This is a genomic window from Bordetella tumbae (assembly GCF_965139195.1).
GTDB classification, from domain to species: domain Bacteria; phylum Pseudomonadota; class Gammaproteobacteria; order Burkholderiales; family Burkholderiaceae_B; genus Bordetella_A; species Bordetella_A tumbae.
This window is the reverse complement of record NZ_CBCSJH010000003.1, coordinates 312,896-328,893: the sequence shown is the minus strand read 5'-3', so window position 1 is coordinate 328,893 and position 15,998 is coordinate 312,896. Positions and strand designations below refer to the sequence as shown.

General features: G+C 57.5%; 15 protein-coding genes. 8 read left to right on the top strand and 7 right to left on the bottom strand.

Features of this window, described 5'->3' with window-relative positions:
* Window positions 1-222 precede the first annotated feature (222 nt).
* Both ACNA0J_RS06870 and ACNA0J_RS06865 read right to left on the bottom strand, forming a co-directional pair.
* Window positions 223-1,419: an L-talarate/galactarate dehydratase gene (locus ACNA0J_RS06870; RefSeq protein WP_415817730.1), complete on the bottom strand. Its 1,197-nt coding sequence runs from the start codon at window positions 1,417-1,419 to the stop codon at window positions 223-225.
* A 36-nt stretch (window positions 1,420-1,455) separates the two neighbouring features.
* Window positions 1,456-2,436, bottom strand: coding sequence for a Bug family tripartite tricarboxylate transporter substrate binding protein (locus ACNA0J_RS06865; protein WP_415817728.1), 981 nt, complete (start codon window positions 2,434-2,436; stop codon window positions 1,456-1,458).
* Window positions 2,437-2,579: 143 nt separating this feature from the next.
* On the opposite strand from ACNA0J_RS06865, the gene ACNA0J_RS06860 reads away from it, so the two are divergent.
* Window positions 2,580-3,584 (top strand): LacI family DNA-binding transcriptional regulator, encoded by a 1,005-nt coding sequence (locus ACNA0J_RS06860; protein WP_415817726.1) that lies wholly within the window; start codon window positions 2,580-2,582, stop codon window positions 3,582-3,584.
* An 82-nt stretch (window positions 3,585-3,666) separates the two neighbouring features.
* On the opposite strand, the gene araD is transcribed toward ACNA0J_RS06860, so the two are convergent.
* The gene (araD, locus tag ACNA0J_RS06855) at window positions 3,667-5,400 is read right to left on the bottom strand and encodes an L-arabinonate dehydratase (protein WP_415817724.1); all 1,734 of its coding nucleotides are present in this window, start codon (window positions 5,398-5,400) and stop codon (window positions 3,667-3,669) included.
* An 18-nt stretch (window positions 5,401-5,418) separates the two neighbouring features.
* A complete protein-coding gene (locus ACNA0J_RS06850; protein ID WP_415817722.1) occupies window positions 5,419-6,498 on the bottom strand; it encodes a mannonate dehydratase in 1,080 nt (359 codons plus the stop codon).
* 345 nt (window positions 6,499-6,843) lie between these two features.
* Here ACNA0J_RS06850 and ACNA0J_RS06845 point away from each other — a divergent pair, with 345 nt between their 5' ends.
* The 5 genes from ACNA0J_RS06845 to ACNA0J_RS06825 all read left to right on the top strand — a co-directional run bounded on the left by ACNA0J_RS06845 (window position 6,844) and on the right by ACNA0J_RS06825 (window position 11,050).
* Window positions 6,844-7,809, top strand: a complete 966-nt coding sequence (locus ACNA0J_RS06845) for a Bug family tripartite tricarboxylate transporter substrate binding protein (RefSeq protein WP_415817720.1) — start codon at window positions 6,844-6,846, stop codon at window positions 7,807-7,809.
* Between the two features lie 20 nt (window positions 7,810-7,829).
* The gene (locus ACNA0J_RS06840; protein WP_415817718.1) at window positions 7,830-8,735 is read left to right on the top strand and encodes an amidohydrolase family protein; all 906 of its coding nucleotides are present in this window, start codon (window positions 7,830-7,832) and stop codon (window positions 8,733-8,735) included.
* 165 nt (window positions 8,736-8,900) lie between these two features.
* A complete protein-coding gene (locus tag ACNA0J_RS06835) occupies window positions 8,901-9,842 on the top strand; it encodes a 2-hydroxyacid dehydrogenase (RefSeq protein WP_415817716.1) in 942 nt (313 codons plus the stop codon).
* A gap of 244 nt (window positions 9,843-10,086) precedes the next feature.
* A complete protein-coding gene (locus tag ACNA0J_RS06830) occupies window positions 10,087-10,419 on the top strand; it encodes a Bug family tripartite tricarboxylate transporter substrate binding protein (protein WP_415817714.1) in 333 nt (110 codons plus the stop codon).
* Window positions 10,376-11,050: a tripartite tricarboxylate transporter substrate binding protein gene (locus tag ACNA0J_RS06825; RefSeq protein ID WP_415817712.1), complete on the top strand. Its 675-nt coding sequence runs from the start codon at window positions 10,376-10,378 to the stop codon at window positions 11,048-11,050. Before ACNA0J_RS06830 ends, ACNA0J_RS06825 begins: the two co-directional genes overlap by 44 nt.
* A gap of 95 nt (window positions 11,051-11,145) precedes the next feature.
* Here the strand turns inward: ACNA0J_RS06825 and ACNA0J_RS06820 are convergent, their stop codons facing one another.
* Window positions 11,146-11,943, bottom strand: a complete 798-nt coding sequence (locus ACNA0J_RS06820; RefSeq protein ID WP_415817710.1) for a flavin reductase family protein — start codon at window positions 11,941-11,943, stop codon at window positions 11,146-11,148.
* An 11-nt stretch (window positions 11,944-11,954) separates the two neighbouring features.
* Entirely contained in the window at window positions 11,955-13,019 is a 1,065-nt protein-coding gene (locus tag ACNA0J_RS06815; protein ID WP_415817708.1) for an LLM class flavin-dependent oxidoreductase, read from the bottom strand.
* A 109-nt stretch (window positions 13,020-13,128) separates the two neighbouring features.
* On the opposite strand from ACNA0J_RS06815, the gene ACNA0J_RS06810 reads away from it, so the two are divergent.
* Entirely contained in the window at window positions 13,129-14,076 is a 948-nt protein-coding gene (locus tag ACNA0J_RS06810; protein WP_415817770.1) for a LysR family transcriptional regulator, read from the top strand.
* Here the strand turns inward: ACNA0J_RS06810 and ACNA0J_RS06805 are convergent.
* Window positions 14,073-14,951 (bottom strand): SMP-30/gluconolactonase/LRE family protein, encoded by an 879-nt coding sequence (locus ACNA0J_RS06805; RefSeq protein ID WP_415817768.1) that lies wholly within the window; start codon window positions 14,949-14,951, stop codon window positions 14,073-14,075. The two genes, ACNA0J_RS06810 and ACNA0J_RS06805, sit on opposite strands and share 4 nt — an antisense overlap.
* Window positions 14,952-15,227: 276 nt before the next feature.
* Between ACNA0J_RS06805 and ACNA0J_RS06800 the strand changes: the two genes are divergently transcribed.
* Window positions 15,228-15,998, top strand: a complete 771-nt coding sequence (locus ACNA0J_RS06800) for an enoyl-CoA hydratase/isomerase family protein (protein ID WP_415817706.1) — start codon at window positions 15,228-15,230, stop codon at window positions 15,996-15,998.

Below are 15,998 nucleotides of genomic sequence, written 5' to 3'. Positions count from 1 at the left end.
CCGTGGGGGCGCCTCAAAGCCGAGTGGAGCGGAAGTCGAAGGTAGCGCGAAGGCGCGGACGAGACGAGCGAACACGGTGTCCGGCCCCNGCGGGCCGGACCGGCTTTGTGAAGCCCCCACGGCCCGATTGCCTCGGCTCGACGTCCAATAAGCACATCAACCTCAGCCACGCCTAAACCTCTGACGAAATCCGCAAAGAGCACCATCTCCCAACGAATCGCCTTAAGGCCGTTTCCCGAACTCCTCCGAATCCGCACGCCACCGCAAAGCCTGCTCACTCAACGAAAATCCCAATCCCGGCCGGTCCGACACATACATGCGGCCATCTTTCAGCTGCATCTGCTCGTTGAACATCGGACCCAGCCATTCGAAATGTTCCAGCCACGGCTCAATCGGATACGCCGCGGCCAGATGCAGATGGATTTCCATCGCAAAATGCGGCGCGAGCTTGCGCCCTTTGAACGCACCCAGCGCCATGATTTCCAGGAATGGCGTAATGCCACCCACACGCGGCGCATCGGGTTGAATGAAATCACTGCCCTCCGCCATGATCAATTGAGCATGCTCACCGGCGCTGGTCAGCATCTCTCCCGTCGCGATTGCCGTATCGAAACGATCTGCCAGCAAAGCATGGCCCTCAAAGTCATACGCGTCCAGAGGCTCTTCGATCCAGGTCAAATCGAACTGCTCCAACGCACGGCACGCCCGCGTCGCCTTTTGGCGATCCCATTGCTGATTGGCATCCACCATCAGCGGGAAATCATTACCCAACAGTTTTCTAACCTCGCCCACGCGATGAATATCAATGGACAGATCAGGCTGACCGACTTTCAACTTGATCCCGCCGATACCGCTTTCCCGGGAAATCTGCACATTCTTCAGCACCTGATCCAGCGGTGTATGCAGATAGCCCCCCGACGTGTTGTAGCACTGCACCGAATCACGATGAGCCCCCAACAACTTGGCCAACGGCAGTCCCGCACGTTTGGCCTTGAGATCCCACAACGCGATATCGAACGGCGCAATCGCCTGAGTCGTCAAGCCGCTGCGTCCCATGGAAGCGCCAGCCCAGAGCAGCTTGGTAAACAGACGCGAAATATCGCTGGGATCCTCGCCGAGCAAATTCGGGGCGATCTCCTTGGCATGTGCGTACATCCCGGGACCACCCGCGCGTTTCGAATAACCGAACCCGATCCCCTCGTACCCATCACGCGTGCGAATCTCCGCAAAAATAAAGGCGATTTCCGTCAAAGGCTTTTGACGGCCAGTCAGGACCTTTGCGTCACTGACAGGCGTATCCAATGGCAGATAGATTAACGATACCTTGATCCAGTCAATGCGATCACCACTTTCGGCAGCGGTGCGCACATTCGCATCGGCCTTGGCGTAAGAAACAATATTCGATTCAACAGCTTTCATGATGGGTGTTCCAATATCGGATTAACGAGCGTCCACTCAATTCAACTTGATGCCTGCTTTCTGTACCACCTGCCCCCAACGAGCAATCTCGCTGTCGACAAAACGAGTGAAATCCTCGGATTTCGAGGTGACCACGACAAACCCGGCCACCTCCAGTTTTTGACGTACCGCCGGATCCGCGAATCCTTTGATCATGGCGGTTTCCAGTTTCTTCACGATGGCAGGCGGTGTCCCCTTGGGGGCAGACAAACCCGTCCACGACACCGCGCTGAAGCCGGGATACCCGGATTCGGCAACCGTCGGCACATCGGGATAAAGCGGGTTACGTTGCTCGCTGGTCACCGCCAGAGCGCGCAGCTTGCCTGCCTGGACATGAGGCAACACCACGTCCTGATTGGTGAACATCCCGTTGATCTGATTGGCCAGCACATCATTCAACGCGGGCGCGCCGCCTTTGTACGGAATCCCTACCATGTCCAGGCCGGCAACCTGTTTCAGGTACTCGGTCGTCACATGCCCCGACGAGGCGTTGACCTGGCCAAAATTGAATTTGCCAGGATTCGCCTTGACCCATGCAACAAACTCGCCAAACGTCTTGGCTGGAAACGACGGATTGACCACCAGCACATTGGGACCTGCCGCCAACTGAGAAATATGAACAAAGTCGGTTGCGGAATCGTAGGGCGGCGTGGGGCTGAAGCCATGAATAATGGCATTGCTGCCAATGCCGGATAGCAACAAGGTATAGCCATCAGGCTTGGCGCGTGCCGCCTGATCGGTACCGATGGCGCCGCCCGCGCCACCCTTGTTCTCTACCACGAATGGTTTTCCTAGCTGCCGTCCCAGCACATCTGCCATCAAACGTCCCATCAGATCGCTGGTGCCGCCAGCAGGAAACGGCACAATGATCGTGACTGGACGGGACGGATAGTCATCATTCTGCCCAAATGCCGTGGCAGGAATGCTCGCCACGCTGGCTACCAGGCCGAGCGCAACCAACAGGGTTCTGCGATTCATTGTGGTCTCCTTTTTTCGGCTGATCGCCGTAGTTTTATGTAGAATTTGAAAGCGCTTTCATTTTGACGATTGGCGGAAATTTCGCAATCCCGATTTCTGCTCCTGACCGTCAACAGTCCCATAATTTGGAAATTTCACCCACCATGCCGCGCCAACCCTCTGCCAAAGCCCGCATGAGTGACGTCGCCCATGCTGCTGGCGTCTCACTGGTAACCGTATCTCGAGCCATCAACACGCCAGACCTGGTGGCCCCCGATACCTTGGCAGCAGTCAAGGCAGCGGTCGATAAATTGGGGTATGTCCCTAATCTGACTGCCGGCAGCCTCGCGTCCAATCGTTCACGCATCGTTGCGGCTATCGTGCCGACCATCTCTAATCTGGTTTTCTCTGAAACCATCGAGGCGCTGGCACAAAGACTGACCCAGGACGGGTACCAGCTGTTATTAGGCCAAAGCGGCTACTGCCTGGATACAGAAGCCGCCCTGATCGACGCCTTTCTGGGGCGTCGCGTCGATGGCCTCGTCCTCACAGGCACAAACCACTCCACGGCGATGCGCACCAAACTACGCCGCGCCGGTATTCCCGTCGTACAGACCTGGGACTTGCCTGCCGAGGATGGAAACAGCGCGATCGACATGCTTGTCGGTTTTTCAAACAGAGACGCAGGGGCTGCCGCAGCGGACCATTTACTGCAACGCGGGCACCGTACGTTGGCGTTTATCGGTGCTGACGAGCCCAGGGCTCGCGAACGCCTGGCAGGTTTTGCGTCGGCAACGCGCCGCAAGGTCGAGGCAGAGTTGATTGCTCCCCCAGTGCAGGTAGACGCTGCCGCCGACAGCCTGCACCGTCTGATAGCACGCCGCCCTGAGATTACTGCGGTCTTCTGCAACAACGACCTGCTCGCAGCCGGCGTGCTGTTTGCCTGTCAACAACGCGGCTGGACCGTGCCGGGAAATCTGGCCGTGATGGGTTTTGGCGATCTGCCTATTGCGCGTGCAGCTCACCCCGCCCTCAGCACACTGCGTATTGACCGGGCGGCAATAGGGACACAAGCTGGCCGTTTACTGCTGGAACGCCTGACTCAGGGCCGCAAGAGCGGCAAACCCTGTGATATCGGCTTCGAAGTCATTCAACGAGCCAGCACATGACTGACGGCGCGTACTGCGAATGTCGCCAGCATCATGGTTTCGCGCGCGGCCAGTTCGCCGATGCCGCGACCACACGCAGCAATCAGAAAATATCTGGCTCGCCCACGGCCGGCCCCGCCTGCGTCAACAAGAAATCCATGTCGCAACCCTGATCCGCCTGCAAAATGTGATCCAGCAACATGCGGCCATAACCTCGCGCATAGCGTGGAGGCGGCGATGTCCATTCAGCCCGACGGCGCATCAATGTGTTCTCGTCCACATCCAGGTGAATACTGCGCGCGGCCGCATCCACCGAAATCAGATCGCCGGTACGCACCAGCCCCAGCGGCCCGCCCACATAGGCCTCTGGCGCCACGTGCAACACGCAGGCACCATAACTCGTGCCGCTCATCCGCGCATCACTGATACGCAGCATATCCTTTACGCCTTCGCGTACGAGCTTCAGTGGCAAAGGAATCATGCCCCACTCGGGCATGCCCGGCCCGCCTTTGGGGCCCGCATTGCGCAACACGATGACGTGATCGGCAGTAATGTCCGCTTGTGGATCATCCAGCATCAGCTTGAGACTGGGATAGTCGTCAAATACCACAGCAGGTCCGCAGTGCTTGAGAAACTGCTCGCTCATCGCACTGGGCTTGATCACGCAACCATCGGGTGCGAGATTGCCGCGCAACACAGCCAACGCACCCTCCGCATAGATCGGACGATCCCAGGGACGAATCACCTCGTCGTTATAGATCTGAGCCTGACGGATATTTTCCCCCAGGCACTGGCCAGTCACCGTCAGCGTCTCTAACCTCAAATACCGTGACAAGCGTGTCATCAATGCAGGCAGTCCCCCGGCATAATGAAAATCTTCCATCAAATAACGGCTGTCCCCGTTCGGCCGGATATTTGCCAGAACGGGCACCTCGCGGCTGATTCGATCGAAATCGTCCAGCCCGATATCGGTATGTCCAGCACGGCGCGCCAGCGCAATCACGTGGATGATGGCATTGGTGGAACAACCCATCGCCATGGCCACCACAATGGCATTCAAGAAAGCATCCCGGCTCAGGATACGCCCAGGGTGCAGGTCTTCGCCCACCATCTCCACAATACGACGGCCGCAGCGCGCCGCCATACGCCGATGACCCGCATCGACCGCCGGCATGCTGCTGGCCCCGTTTAACGCCATGCCCAATGCCTCTGCAATGGCAGTCATCGTGCTGGCGGTTCCCATCGTCATGCAGGTCCCGGGACTGCGCGCAATGCCACCCACGATGCCTTCCCACGTAGATTCGGATATCCGCCCGGCTCGCCGCTCATCCCAGAACATGAACGCATCGGAACCCGAACCCAGTGTCTGGCCACGCGAATTGCCGCGCAGCATTGGGCCTGCAGGCAAGAAAATCGCGGGGACTTGCGCACTGATCGCCCCCAGTAACATGGCTGGCGTCGTTTTGTCGCAGCCTCCCATCAACACCACGCCATCCACCGGATGGCATCGGATCATTTCCTCGACCTCCATCGCCATCAGGTTGCGATACAACAATGCCGAGGGTTTGACGATCGCATCGTTCAGCGACATCGTCGGCATTTCCAGAGGGAAACCACCCGCTTGCAAAATGCCGCGCTTGACGTCCTCGACGCGATCCCGGAAATGTTGATGGCAGGGATTGAATTCCGACCAGCTATTCAATATCGCAATGATCGGTTTGCCAGCCCAATCCTGCTCTTCGTAGCCCATCTGCATAAATCGGCTGCGGTGGTTGAAGCTGCGAAAATCCTCTCGCGCCAACCAGCGCTGGCTGCGCCAATTCAACGGCTTTTCCATGATGCACGTCCCTGTTTGCTATCGCACCGACCACACGCCTGCGGCCTGCAGGAGTCCTCGTGTGTATCCCAAGGCAAAAGCCATAAAGCGCTCACGCCCCTCGTCAATGTCCGACACGGGCACATGATCCGGGCATAGCGGCCCCGCATAGCCGCCCCGTTGATACGCCTTGATCGCCTGCAGCATATCCACGTCTCCTTCGTCCGGAAACACCTCTTGAAAATCGAGATAGCCGCCGCGGATATTGCGGAAATGCACCATGAAAATGCGCCCCGTCGCCGCGAACTCCTCAATGACCGCACTCATATGCTGCGCAGGCTCTTTAAACATTTCCGCTACGGTCCCCTGGCAAAAATTAAGCCCGTGATTAGGACTGGACGACAGTGACAGGAAACGCCGCAACCCATCCGCCGACCCGACCACGTGCTCGACACCATTCAAGCCGCCTATCGGATATGCCGGATCATGCGGATGACAGGCCAACCGCACTCCCGCAGCGTCCGCGGCCGGCACCAAGCCTTCCACGAGAAACTCGATCGCATCCCACCCTGCCTGCGCACTGACGGGCGGCACCTCGCGCGCCATTTTCTGGCCGCATAACATGGCGGAGGCCGAACCGCCCTCCTCTTGATTACTGGGATAGCCCACACCCCAATAAGAGTGCTTGCTGTCATCTTCCGGCGAATACTCCGCCAGCACGAAGCCGGAGTTACGCGCCCCGCCCCGTCCGGGCTTCAAGCCAGTGCGCGTGATCCCCACCATCTGGACGTTATATTTCAAGCAGGTAATGCCCGCATCCGCAGCCTTTTGAATATTCTGCGCCAGCACATCGCGCTGCCGGCGAGCGCTATCCAGGTCTACCAACGAATCCAGCAGAATGCTGCCGACATCAAGCGCAAAGACATCCAGCTTCAGACCAAAGCCTTCGATCCATTCGCGATAGCGGCGCAACCTGCCCGCATCCCAGGCATTCACCCCTCCCGCAGCGGAGACCAGTTCGGTGCCGCGATTGTCGAGCACCACGTTTTGTACGCCCAACTGGGTAGATAAGCGCAGACGGCGCTCATCAGGGTTTAACAACTGCTCGCTGATGTACATGGAGATTTCACGCGAAATTGGCACGTGTCCATTTTGTAGAGAGATGCCGCACAGCTCAAGACCATCACGCCTGCAGTGTGCAGACCGTCCCACAGTGTGAGACAAACACCAAGGGTGTGGCACGCAAACCGTCGCCGTCTCGAAAAATCGGCATCGCCCGGCTTTCGACGCCAGCACCGATCTGTGCCTGAGCGCAAATTCTTTCCAAGCCCGAACGGTCCGACCGGCCGCGCTTCATCAAATTTTTTTATCAAATCTGTCAAATAACATCGCTATTCCAGATCATCGCTCATCCCTACACTAGCCCCCATAAGCCATCCAGCCAGCCATCAACTGGACCCCAAAATGAAGAGACTACTCAAGACCCTGGCCATGCTGGCCTGTTGCGTCGGCGTTGCCGCCCATGCCCAATACCCCGAAAAGCCAGTACGCCTAGTCGTGCCGTTCCCGCCGGGCGGTAACATCGACGCCACCGCGCGCATCATTTCCGGTGGGTTGAGCCAACGCCTGGGGCAAACCGTCATCGTGGAGAATCGCGCTGGTGCCGCAGGCATCGTAGGTTCGGAATACGTAGCCCGCGCGCAACCGGATGGTTACACCCTGCTGCTGGGGTCGACCGGTGCATTAGCACCCGTTCGCGCCCTGCATCCGCAAGCGCAACTACAGCCCACAAAGGATTTCTCTGCCGCCGCCCCTCTGGCGCGCGCACCACTCGTGCTGGTCATCAGCCCCAAAGTCCCCGCAAAGACCTTGGCCGAGTTCATCACGTACGCCAAAGCACAGCCTGATACCTTGACCTTGGCTTCCGCAGGCGTAGGCACGGCCGCCCATCTGACGGGCGAACTGTTCCAAAAGCTCAGTGGCACCCGCTTTCTGCATGTTCCCTACAAAGGCAGCAGCCTGGCAGTGGCCGATCTGCTCGGCGGCCATGTAGATCTGACCTTTGATCAACTGGCCTCGACCTTGAGCCAGATCAAGGCTGGCAAGCTGCGCGCATTAGGCGTCACCACGGCTCAGCGTTCCAGCGTCATGCCGGAACTGCCTACGTTGGCCGAATCCGGCTTGCCTGGTTTTGAGGCCAGCACCACGACCGGCCTATTATTTCCCGCAGGGACTTCCAACGAGATCATCACCAAAGTCAATGCCGCCGTGCAGGACGTGTTAAACCAGCCTGACGTGCAACGCCAATTCCGCGAGCTGGGTTCGGATGTATTGATTGGCACGGGTGCTGATTTTGACCGCATCCTGAACGACGAAACCAAGAAATGGAATAACGTCATCACCGAGGCCGGCATCAAGCCCCTGGATTAAATACACGCCTTACCTACTCCATGCACAATTACGACACGTCTTCTGCTCCGGTATGTCTGCCTCCCCAGCGTAGCGCATCGCGGCCACGCCACCAGTTGCCGCCCAACTCCACGGACTGCCACTGCCATGTTTATCAGGATCCGGCACGCTATCCGTTGATTGCGCAGCGCTCCTATACACCGGTCTCGGCCACACTACAGCAGTACCTCGAGATGTGTGAGCAGATCGGTATTCAACGCACTGTACAGGTCAGCGCCAGTGTCTACGGCACCGACAACAGGCTGACACTCGACGTGATTGCGGCATTGGGCCAGGATCGTGCCCGTGGAATTGCAGGCCTGGCCTCAGATGTCTCACGTGATGAACTGCGCCGGTTGCACGACGGCGGCATGCGCGGTGTACGGCTGTCCACACATGTCAAAGGCTATGGCGGTACACAAGGGCTGCAAGCGATGGCCGAACGCATACGGGACTTTGGCTGGCATATTCAAGTGCACGTCGCCAATATCGAAGAACTGGTGCCCCTCGCAGATGAGCTCCTGCGCATACCCGTACCACTGGTATTCGACCACATGGGCGCAGTACAAGGCAGTCAAGGGGTAGAGAACCCTGGCTTTCAGACCCTATTACGTATCCTGCGCGAGCGCGAAGATTGCTGGACAAAAATTTCCAGCTGGTATCGCCGTTCATCCGGGGCTGCGCCTCACTATGAGGACATGGCGCCTATTGTCCAAGCCTTGGTAAAAACGCGTTCGGATCGTCTGGTATTTGGGACCAACTGGCCGCATCCGGCATTGTTTGCCCCCGCAGTCATGCCAGACGACGGCAATCTGATCGACCGCTTTTGCGAGTGGATTCCCGATGCCTCGACACGCGAACGCATTCTGGTCAGTAATCCCGCCCAGTTATATGGTTTTGATCGTTGATAATTAAGCAGTGCCCGGGCTTGCCGGCAGTCGTGGTCTCCCTACGCAATGGATACTCACGTTAATACGCCGTGTCCACTACACTTGGCATATTGACGATCCTTGGTCCGACGGCTACTTTCAGGTGACTGTCAGTCCGATACTCCATTGCCATCACGATCCAATATGCCATCCTCAAAGCCCGCTCTGATCATCTTCAACCCCGTCTCGGAAGCGCACCGAGAACAGATTGCCGAACACTTCGAGGTTCTGTACGCCCCCACGCCGGAGCTGGCCGCTGAAACCATCGCGGCAGCAGCAGATCGCATCGAAGTCGCACTGAGCATAGGCTCGATCGGGCTCACTGCTGCACAGATCGATGCCTTGCCCAGACTGAAACTGGCGCACGCATTGGGGGTGGGCTACGAAAAAATTGACGTGGCTCATGCCAAACAGCGCGGCATTGCTACCTCGAATGGAGCGGGTACCAATGACACCTGCGTTGCGGACCACACCATGGCGCTGATACTGGCCATGATTCGCAACGTTCCTCAATTGGATCAACTCACTCGCAAAGGTTTCTGGCGCACGGAAATCCCATGGCCGCTTCATGTATCGGGCAAAAAATTGGGCATTCTAGGTCTGGGCGCCATTGGCGAAAAAATCGCCAAACGGGCTCAAGCCTTCGACATGGCAATCGGCTACCACAATCGCCGGCAGCGCGCGGATGGTGCACACACGTATTTCCCCTCGCTTGATGCACTGGCCGAATGGGCGGATATTCTCGTTGTGGCCACCCCCGGCGGCCCCGGCACTCAACATCTCGTTAACGCAGAGATACTCAAACAACTCGGCAGCGACGGTTATTTGGTCAACATTGCCCGCGGCAGTGTAGTCGACACTGCTGCGCTGGAACATGCGCTGCGTCACGACATCATCAAAGGCGCCGCCCTGGACGTCTACGAAGACGAGCCCCATGTCCCGCCCTCACTATTCGACCTGACCAATTTGGTGTTGACACCCCACGTCGCCGGCTGGTCGCCCGAAGCCATCCAGCTCACTGTCGATAAATTTCTAGAAAATGCGCGCCGCCTATATGCTGGAGAGCCATTGCTGACTCCCATCTAACATCACACCAGTACGCCTCGACAAGCCATGGCGCTTCGATAATGCGCGATATAGGGCGGCAGACCCGGACACTTTCGCAGAACTGTTTTGCGCAATAACGGGGTAATCGGCCGCCCTGATAAAACTTATCATCCTCTCCTGAGACAACCCAAAATCGGCGCACAAGCGTCGAACCGTTTCGCCCACCAGGCTCTCGTGCCCCAGGCACAGTCAATGAGCAGCGGCGAGACCAAGGAGAGAGACAATGTTCAAGCCCATGCGCCGCAGCCTGATCACGGCCGGCACAATGATGATGTTTACCCGCCCGCTGCGGGCAGCGCCGAAGCCAGTAACGTTGATCGTTCCTTATGCGGCAGGCGGCCCTAACGACAACTTCGCCCGCTTGCTGGCCGAAAGCATGGGCGCGCAACTCGGGCGCTCGTTCATCGTTGAAAACAAGCCCGGCGCTAACGGCATCATAGGTGCGACTTTCGCTGCGCGTGCTCCCGCGGACGGCAGCACACTGCTGATGGGGGGGATCGGGACCGGTCTCTTTGAACATTCTTCTGCGCCCGCAACTGCCATACGGATTCGATAGCTTTGAATCCGTCGCCATGCTGTTTGACGGCCCTCTGACAATCACCGTCTCTTCGAAGATCAGCGTCAACTCGCTCAAGGAACTCGTCTCCTATGCCCAGGGTGCCAAGCGCTCTCTGACCTATGGGTCTCTGGGACCGGGCAGCGTAACAGATTTGTATGGCCTGATATTGTCTAAAGCACTGGGGATACCGCTGACATCGGTGCCCTATAAAAGCACCCCTACCAGCCTGCTCGATCTCATTGCCGGGCGCAATGATCTTTCCTATATGACGCCTATCGCGCTGGCCGATCATCAAAAATCGGGCGCGGTAAGGATCCTGGCCCTGACGACCAATCATCGCGATCCAGCCTTGCCGGAGGTTCCCTGCGTCACCGAGTTGGGCTACCCCCAATTGCAGGCCAGTTACTGGACCGCCCTGCACGCCCCCAAAGGCACACCCGGCAATCTCATTCAGGATTATTCGGCGGCGGCCATCAAAGCGGTCCAATCCGACAGTTTTCGAAAGATGCTTGTGAGCAACGGTCAAACAGAAAAAGCGGGAGGCCCCGAAAAACTGAACGCACAACTCCAGGCTGACCGTGATTATTGGGGTAAAGTCATTACCGAAAATCACATCGTGTTGGAGTGATAACAGCGCCCCCCGTCGGTGACGTCCGGGGGCAGTTCGCCAACGAAAAAAAGCCCACCGATAAAACGGCGGGCCTTTCCCTGTTTAGCGATGGGCTACTGCAGATACGCTGGCGCAATACGATGCGTGCTCGCATTGAAATTGATGACCGGCTGCGCCTGACGGCACGAGGTCTTGCGAATCTTGCCGACGATAAAATCGTGCGTGCCCAGCACCTCGGTGCACACGATCTCACACTCAATACTGGCCACGGCATCGGTGAGCACCATTCCCCCTTGCTCGCCCGCGACCCAGCTGCCTTGTGAAAATCGCGGCGTCCCTTGAGGTTGCCTCAGAAAGGCCTCGATGACATCACCATGATCTTCGCCCAGAATGTTCGCCACAAAGCGTCCGCTGTTGAGCAGGCTGTTTCTGGCCGAAGACGTTTGCTGTAAAAAGAATCCCACCATGGGAGGGTCAGCGGAAATTGACGTCAAGCTGGAAACGATCAATCCAGCCGGCGCTTCACCGTCACCCGTCGTCACCGCACTGATGCCTGCAGGCAACGCCCGCATAGCCGCCTTGAAATCGTCCAACGACACAACATCATCGCGCTCGTTGAGAACCATATGCGCACGAATGTCGCCACGCTCGTCTACCCAGCCATGAGTCGATGCGTATCGCACCATGGCCGAAAATCCGGCCTCCCACTCGGGGTCACCTGCGTGCTGCGACAGGAATCGCAATACGGACGGCGACAGACGAATATGTTGATCATCCTCCCGACGCCCTACCCTCGCAATCGCCTGTTCCAAACGTTCTTGAGGCTGTGGGTCTACAAGCACGTCCAAGCGTTTGAAATCGGCAGGATCTCGCAGACTGATCGATCCCGCGTTACTCAGGTATATCCGCATGATTCGCCTCCTCAGGCTACCGTTGCCGGCTGCTCAATCTCTTTACGGATCGCCGGGATGATCTTGTCGCCCCAGAGCTCGATCTGCTTGAGCATGGTTTTCTGGTCGAAATCGCCCAGCTGTGTTTGCAGCGCAATATGCTTGGGCCGCAAGATGCTGATTTCCTCCAGCATCTTGTCGATGACCTCATTGACCGAACCTACCGGCAGGTTTTGGCGGAGTTGCTCAAAGGTCGGATCAGTCTCTGATGGGACCTCTTTCACCATATAGCCATCGTCACTCTGCGCACGGCGATACTTCAGGCTCTCCGAGATACGTCGTTGGAAACGGGCGCAATCCAGATAGGCGTCGATCTCCGCCTTATTGTCCGAAGCGTAGCCGCAACGCAAGAAACCGAATTTCACATCGCGGTCGAGATCCTTGCCATTGGCTTGAGCGACGCCTTCCAAACGTCCGCGCAATTCCGTAATCCCGTCATTGCCTTTGAGCAGCGCAGTCACGAAAAGGTTATGTCCCTCGCGCACGCCTCTGCCCAACGTGACCGGATTCCCCGACGTGATCCACAGTGGAGGCATCGGATCCTGCAGACAACGCACCGCGATGGAGCTGGGCGGGATCTTCAGGTGCTCACCATCATGCTCGAAAATCTTTTGCGTCAAACCTTTGGGGATCAGATCCAGGAATTCGTTGAAAATTGCACCGGATTCGGCAATTTTCACGCCGAATCGCTCAAACTCGAACTCTTGGTAACCCGAGCCGACGCCCAGATCCAAACGGCCATTCGACACCGTGTCTACAAAACCTACTTCGGCCAAGAAACGAGCCGGGTGATACAAAGGCAGGATACACACCGCCGTTCCCAGGCGGATACGTTGCGTCTTGGCCGCCGCATGGGCGATAGTCATCAAGGGCGACGGTGACAGAGAGTAGTTATTGAAATGGTGCTCCGCGTACCAAGCACTATTGAATCCTGCTTGCTCAGCTACCACGGTCTGCTCGATAGAATTGTTGATGACCTGCTTGGACGACTGGTGGTAACCTCGCTGCTGCGCCAGGATGAATACGCCGAATTCCATAATGCCTCCTCAAAAATCGCATGATGCTTTGAGGAAATTCTAGATGCCGGGCATCCCTTACTGGAATACAAGAAAAGCGGCGTTCTGTGATGCATAAAATGGAGGAATGATGGACAGATTGCGCGCTATGGAGCTTTTTTTATCCATTTCAAAAACAGAGAGCTTCTCTGAAACCGCGCGGCAGTTTGGTGTCTCGGCCACCTCCGTTTCTCGCATGATCACGGATTTTGAAAGTGAACTGAACGTCAAACTGTTGCTGCGCTCCACTCGCCAGGTCGTGCTGACCGAAGCCGGCCAGGAATACGCGCGCGAGCTGGAAGGCATCCTCTGGAACATAGACCAGGCCCACCGAAACATCACGGAAATCCGCGCTGCGCCCAAGGGCATCCTGCGCGTGCACTCCAGAATGATGTTCGGTTTGGGCGTGCTGCCACCATTGGTCGCGGCATTTCGGCAAAAGTATCCCGACATCCATATCGAGCTCGTCCTCTCCGAAGCCAAAACAGACCTCAGACGAAACAATTTCGACATAGACTTTCGGATCTCGCCCCCTGTAGAGGCGAGTCTGAAACGGCGCATTTTGTTCAAAAGCGAACGTTATCTCGTGGCGTCTCCAGCCTATCTGGCCAAACGCGCGTTGCCCAAGCAGCCCGCCGATATCGCCGAGCATGACTGCCTCGCTTATCTGTTACCCGGTGATCAATATCACTGGCGATTCAAGCAGGCTGACGCCATTGAAGAGGTCCTCATCAAACCCCGGCACGTCACCAATAACGGCGTGGCGCTATTGGAATTAGCCCGCCTTGGCGAGGGCATAGCCTTGCTCGACGACTACACCGTGCACCATGATATTGAGCGCGGCACACTGATCCGGCTGTATCCGGACTACCGTGTGACGAACACGACCTTCGAAGAAGGCATGTACGCGACCATACTGGACACGGCGATGATTCCCGCCAAAATACGGCTATTCCTGGACTTTGTGGCCTCTCATGTCTCGGGAGACGAGCTTCGATTTACCGCCTACGGTAAATCCATAGCGGCAGATGGCGACTAGATCCCGATAGAACACCGCGGCCGCGGCGCGCCGCGGTAGCCGCTGCCCTGGACGCGTATCAACGCACCATCGAGCATGCCGTCCGCTTTCAGACGGCCACTGTCACTGATTGTCGTGACAAAAATATCTGCCAAGTCGGGGCCACCAAAACATAGCGAAGCGGGATGCTTGACTGGCAGATCGATACGATCGGTCAGCACGCCTGCCGCGTCAAAGCGTGCAATGGCGCCTATGTGAACCAAAGCGGTCCATAGCCCTCCGCTACTATCGAAACAACAGCCGTCTGGAGCCGTCCCCAAGCCGTCCGTATCGACAAAGACACGGCGATCGCTCAGAGCGGCGTTGTGCCCAATGTTGTAGCGGTAGATCTTTCGCTGACTGCTATCAGCCACAAAAAACAATGGCAACAGCGGATGGACCACCGGCCCGTTGACTACGCCGAACTCTCGCGCCAGGCGCGTCAACTGTCCCTGTCTGCTCACATGAAACAATCCGCCTAAGGGTTCCTCGCCTGGCTGCCGGAATATATGCATAGTGCCGGCAACAAAACTGCCGTCAGGCAGCGGCACCCCATCATTGAGCCGCAGGTTGGGATGACTGTCCCCGATATGACCGAGTATCCGCAAACGCCGGTCAGCCAATCGATACAGCCCGAACTCCGATTTCAGTGCCACGACGAGTTCATCCGCCGCATTGAGCGCGAAAGACCCGATGGGAGCGGGCAATTCGTAGGTTTCCATTGCCCCAGTCTGCACATCGACACTGTGAATCCACCCCTTGCGGCAATCCGCCATCCACAATCGATCGTTTTCCGCGTCCCAGACTGGGCACTCCCCCAGAGCGGCCCGACATTGTCCAACGCGCGTGATCTGCATCTGCTTGTCTGTCTCCATTTCGAACGGCCTTGAAGGGGCTTCGGAGCGCATATCGTATCGGCTGCGAGCGCGCGGGAATATGCCACTTTTGCGCAGAACACAACCAACCTTTCCGATGTAAATCTGCGCAAATCACGTCCATATAATCAAAAAAAAGCGCTGCTGGCCCGACGCGTAGCCTGGCAGCTCATGTGATTTCGAATAAGGAGACCTCATGCTGCGTATTCCCGATCCAAGCGATTCGCCATGCGTTCTCCTCAGACCAGGAGCGCAAAATTGAGCGATACATCCGTCACACTTGAAGTCAACGAAGGGGTAGCGCTCGTCACGCTGAATCGTGCCCCGGTCAACGCATTGAACCGCGACATGCGTCGCCGTATCGTCGCGATTTTCGATGAGATCTCAGAGCGCGAAGACATCCGCTGCGCCGTACTGACCGGCGCAGGCAAAGTATTTTGCGCAGGCGCCGATCTGAAAGATCGCCCCAGCGCTGATATCGCTGGCGACTTTCTGGAACACAATCGCATCACTCGTGAGACCGGAAATGCGATTCGCGAGTGCACCAAGCCCGTCATTGCGGCAGTGAATGGTACCGCGTTGGGCGCAGGGCTGGGTTTGATGGCAGCGTGCGACATCATGTACGCATCCGACAATGCCACGTTCGGCATGCCCGAGATTAACGTTGGATTGGCAGGCGGCGCGTCCATGTTGCGCACGCTGTTCGGCCGCTCGACTCTGCGCAGAATGTTCTTTACCGGCCAGCGGCTCAGCGCTCAAGATTTATTGAACCGCAATGTCCTCGAAGACGTCCTCCCCCCCGATGAGCTGTTGCCCGCAGCGTTGGCCTTGGCTCACGAAATAGCGTCGAAAGCCCCATTGGCAGTCGTCTACGCAAAACGCGCAGCCAATATGGTCGATCTCATGCCGCAGCGCGACGCGTATCGTTTCGAACAAGATTTCACCATGGCGCTGGCCAAGACCGAGGACGCCAAGGAAGCCCGCATGGCTTTCCTGGAAAAGCGCCAGCCGCAGTTCAAGGGGCGCTGA

Bases quoted from the DNA above. Each gene is read 5' to 3' on its own strand.
- araD (WP_415817724.1), bottom strand. From the start codon at position 5,400: ATGGAAAAGCCGTTGAATTGGCGCAGCCAGCGCTGGTTGGCGCGAGAG.
- ACNA0J_RS06840 (WP_415817718.1), top strand. From the start codon at position 7,830: ATGCACAATTACGACACGTCTTCTGCTCCGGTATGTCTGCCTCCCCAG.
- ACNA0J_RS06870 (WP_415817730.1), bottom strand. From the start codon at position 1,419: ATGAAAGCTGTTGAATCGAATATTGTTTCTTACGCCAAGGCCGATGCG.
- ACNA0J_RS06845 (WP_415817720.1), top strand. From the start codon at position 6,844: ATGAAGAGACTACTCAAGACCCTGGCCATGCTGGCCTGTTGCGTCGGC.
- ACNA0J_RS06830 (WP_415817714.1), top strand. From the start codon at position 10,087: ATGTTCAAGCCCATGCGCCGCAGCCTGATCACGGCCGGCACAATGATG.
- ACNA0J_RS06865 (WP_415817728.1), bottom strand. From the start codon at position 2,436: ATGAATCGCAGAACCCTGTTGGTTGCGCTCGGCCTGGTAGCCAGCGTG.
- ACNA0J_RS06810 (WP_415817770.1), top strand. From the start codon at position 13,129: ATGGACAGATTGCGCGCTATGGAGCTTTTTTTATCCATTTCAAAAACA.
- ACNA0J_RS06815 (WP_415817708.1), bottom strand. From the start codon at position 13,019: ATGGAATTCGGCGTATTCATCCTGGCGCAGCAGCGAGGTTACCACCAG.
- ACNA0J_RS06820 (WP_415817710.1), bottom strand. From the start codon at position 11,943: ATGCGGATATACCTGAGTAACGCGGGATCGATCAGTCTGCGAGATCCT.
- ACNA0J_RS06850 (WP_415817722.1), bottom strand. From the start codon at position 6,498: ATGTACATCAGCGAGCAGTTGTTAAACCCTGATGAGCGCCGTCTGCGC.
- ACNA0J_RS06805 (WP_415817768.1), bottom strand. From the start codon at position 14,951: ATGCAGATCACGCGCGTTGGACAATGTCGGGCCGCTCTGGGGGAGTGC.
- ACNA0J_RS06860 (WP_415817726.1), top strand. From the start codon at position 2,580: ATGCCGCGCCAACCCTCTGCCAAAGCCCGCATGAGTGACGTCGCCCAT.
- ACNA0J_RS06835 (WP_415817716.1), top strand. From the start codon at position 8,901: ATGCCATCCTCAAAGCCCGCTCTGATCATCTTCAACCCCGTCTCGGAA.